This window comes from Streptomyces sp. UNOB3_S3 (assembly GCF_020740895.1).
Lineage (GTDB): Bacteria > Actinomycetota > Actinomycetes > Streptomycetales > Streptomycetaceae > Streptomyces.
Genome location: NZ_JAILXP010000550.1, coordinates 1 through 3,354, shown reverse-complemented (window position 1 = coordinate 3,354; position 3,354 = coordinate 1). Strand labels below are relative to the sequence as shown.

The following is a 3,354-nucleotide window of genomic DNA, read 5'->3' as shown; positions in this document are numbered from 1 at the left end:
CCCAGGGAGAGCACCGCGCCGTCGATCAGCGGCGGCTCGCCCAGCACACAGCGCTGCGGGTCGAGCCGTTCGTCGCCGGAGTGGACGACGACGGCACCGCTGCCGAGGTCGGATCCCGCCGCCGCGACGGCGGTGGCGAGGCCGCTGGTCACGGCGGCCAGGGCGGTCCCCGCGGGGGCGGTCACGAGCACATCGCAGGCGCACGTGGTGTGGCCGCTGAGCGGCCCGAGGACGGTCAGCCGGATCTGCATCGCCGTCAACGGTCCCTTCCTGCCCGGAGTACGCGGCAGGGGCGGCGCCAGGCCTTCCCCCACCTCGCACGGGCGCGTCGGCACGTACAGGTCACCACGTCGCGCGGGGTCTTCCCGCTCCCTCCCCGCCGCATCCGTGCTGGCGAGCAGCATCCTCTCGCCAGCGAGCATCCTCGCATCCGGCAGGGACGACTCGCCCGGCGAGACGCGATTCGTGATCTTGAACGACGGTCCGAGTATGCGAAACGCGCTGGTCGCGGTGGGGCGATGGCTGATTTCTTCTGGGAATTGCCTGCTCTCGACCCCTTTGTTGCCGATTTTGAGGGGAGCGCCACCGCTTGCGGCAACCATCCGCACCCGGCCCGCGTCTTTCCCGGAAGCCCCACGGGATTCGCCACCGGATTCGCCGGGCAGGCGGCCCGGACGGCGGCACTACAGTGGGGCGGAGGTGCCGGTGGAAGGCGACGGTATCGACGCTGTCGAGGGTTTCGAAGGTTTCGGCATCCGGATCACGACCAGGGAGCGCATGACGTGCGGCCGGTAGGCAGCAAGTACCTGCTCGAGGAGCCGCTCGGACGCGGCGCCACGGGCACCGTCTGGCGTGCCCGCCAGAGGGAGGCGGCCGGCGCCGAGGCGGCGGTGACGGGACAGCCCGGCGAGACCGTCGCGATCAAGGTCCTCAAGGAGGAGCTGGCCCACGACGCCGACGTCGTGATGCGCTTCCTGCGCGAGCGCTCCGTGCTCCTGCGGCTGACCCACCCCAACATCGTCCGCACCCGCGACCTCGTCGTCGAGGGCGATCTCCTCGCGCTCGTCATGGACCTGGTCGACGGCCCGGACCTCCACCGCTACCTCCGCGACAACGGCCCCTTCACGCCCGTCGCGGCAGCGCTGCTCACCGCGCAGATCGCCGACGCCCTCGCCGCCAGCCACGCCGACGGCATCGTCCACCGCGACCTCAAGCCCGCCAACGTGCTGCTGAAGAGCGAAGCCGGGCAGATGCACCCGATGCTCACCGACTTCGGCATCGCGCGCCTCGCGGACTCGCCCGGCCTCACCCGCACCCACGAGTTCGTCGGCACCCCGGCCTATGTCGCGCCCGAGTCCGCCGAGGGCCGCCCGCAGACCTCCGCCGTGGACATCTACGGCGCGGGCATCCTGCTGTACGAGCTGGTCACCGGCCGTCCGCCGTTCGCGGGCGCCACCGCCCTGGAAGTCCTCCACCAGCACCTCAGCGCCGAGCCGCGCCGCCCCACGACCGTGCCCGAGCCGCTGTGGACGGTCATCGAGCGCTGTCTGCGCAAACGCCCGGAGGAGCGGCCCAGCGCCGAGAACCTCGCCCGCGGCCTGCGCGTCGTCGCCGCCGGCGTCGGTGTCCACGCCTCCCCGGACCAGGCCGAGGCGGCGCTGGGCGTCGGCGCGCTGCTCGCGCCCGACCCCGAGCCCACCCGGGTGCCCGGTACGGGCCTCCACACCCTCCCCGGCGCGGGTGCCGCCACCGGCGACGCCGATCCCACGCAGGTGCTGCCGTCCTCCGCCGGGGCCGCCCCGGCCGGGTACGACCCGAACGCCGCGACCAGCGTCCTGCCCAGCACCGGCCTTTCGGGCCCCGGGCGGACGGGCGACGCCGACCCCACCCAGGTGCTCGCCGCGGGCCCCGGCCCGCAGGGCGGCGGCGACCCCACGCGCGTCATGCCGCCCGTGCCGCCGGGCCCCCCGTCCGGCCCGCCGCAGGCGCAGGGCGACAGCCCGCACCCGTGGCAGAGCCAGATGCGCGCGGCCCGCGACCGCAACGAGCAGACCCAGTACCTCGACCCGGGCGAGGACCCGCTGCGCCGCAGGCCTCAGCGCCGCCCGGCGCCCCAGCCGCCGCAGGGCTACCAGCAGCCGCCCCAGCAGCAGTACGCCCCGCAGCCGCCGCAGCAGCAGTACCCGCCGCAGCGGCCGGTCCGGCGGCAGCCGCAGCCCCAGCCGCAGCCCCAGCAGGCTCCGCGCTACCAGCAGCCCCCGCAGCCGCCCCAGCCTCAGCCCCAGCCGCAGCGGTATGCCCCCGAGCCGACACCCGCCCCGCGCCGGGAGCCGCGCCCGCCGCGTCAGCGCAGCGCGAACCCCATGCGGATCCCCGGGCTGGGCTGCCTCAAGGGCTGCCTGTTCATGATCGTCGTGCTGATCGTCGGCTCCTGGCTGGTGTGGGAGTTCACGCCGCTGAAGGACTGGGTCGCCGACGGCAAGAGCTTCTGGGACGCCGCCTGGGACTGGATCACCAGCGTCAAGGACTGGATCTCCGGCCTGGGCGCCGACTCCGGAGCGGGGTCGGGCTCCGGGCAGTGACGGGGCGGTGACGGGGCGGTGACCGGGGTGCCGGGGCGTGGTTCCGGCCATTGACCGGTACGGCGGGGGCGGTGGAGAACCGACAAGGCGGTCGATTTGTCGACACCCGAAGGGTGTTTTCTGCCTCAGAAGTAACGGTTGGCACTGAATCGGTGTCCCCAACGCCCCTCCGGCCGCGTAGCTTGGTCGCCAGCGCGGGTGACGGCCGCCTGGCCGCGCCCGTCGGATGATGTCGCCGGATGGCGGAGGAGTCGGGGAACAGTCTTGGCACGGAAGATCGGCAGCCGGTACACCGCCCACCAGGTCCTGGGACGGGGCAGTGTCGGGACGGTGTGGCTCGGCGAAGGCCCCGAGGGGCCGGTCGCCATCAAGCTCCTGCGGGAGGATCTCGCCTCCGACCAGGAGCTCGTCGGCCGCTTCGTGCAGGAGCGCGCGGCCCTCCTCGGTCTCGACCACCCCCATGTGGTCGGCGTCCGCGACCTCGTCGTCGACGGCAACGACCTCGCCCTGGTCATGGACCTCATCCGCGGCACCGACCTGCGCACCCGGCTCGACCGCGAGCGGCGCCTCGCGCCCGAGGCGGCCGTCGCCATCGTGGCCGACGTCGCCGACGGCCTCGCCGCCGCGCACGCCGCCGGAGTGGTGCACCGCGACGTCAAGCCCGAGAACGTCCTCCTCGACATGCAGGGCCCGCTCGGGCCCGCCGGCGCCCACCCCGCGCTGCTCACGGACTTCGGCATCGCCCGGCTCGTGGACGTGCCCCGCCCGGCGC

Annotated in this window: 3 protein-coding genes; 2 read left to right on the top strand and 1 reads right to left on the bottom strand. The window is 74.4% G+C overall.

The features are described from left to right. A partial coding sequence (locus K6I33_RS33420) for a hypothetical protein (RefSeq protein WP_229358492.1) occupies positions 1–251 on the bottom strand: 251 nt, incomplete at its 3' end. A 531-nt stretch (positions 252–782) separates the two neighbouring features. Between K6I33_RS33420 and K6I33_RS33415 the strand changes: the two genes are divergently transcribed. Together K6I33_RS33415 and K6I33_RS33410 are read left to right on the top strand one after the other, a co-directional pair. After that, complete coding sequence (locus K6I33_RS33415) at positions 783–2,582, top strand: serine/threonine-protein kinase (RefSeq protein WP_229358490.1); 1,800 nt, start codon at positions 783–785, stop codon at positions 2,580–2,582. 264 nt (positions 2,583–2,846) lie between these two features. Continuing rightward, positions 2,847–3,354 (top strand): protein kinase (locus K6I33_RS33410; RefSeq protein WP_229358488.1); only part of this gene is annotated, 508 nt, incomplete at its 3' end.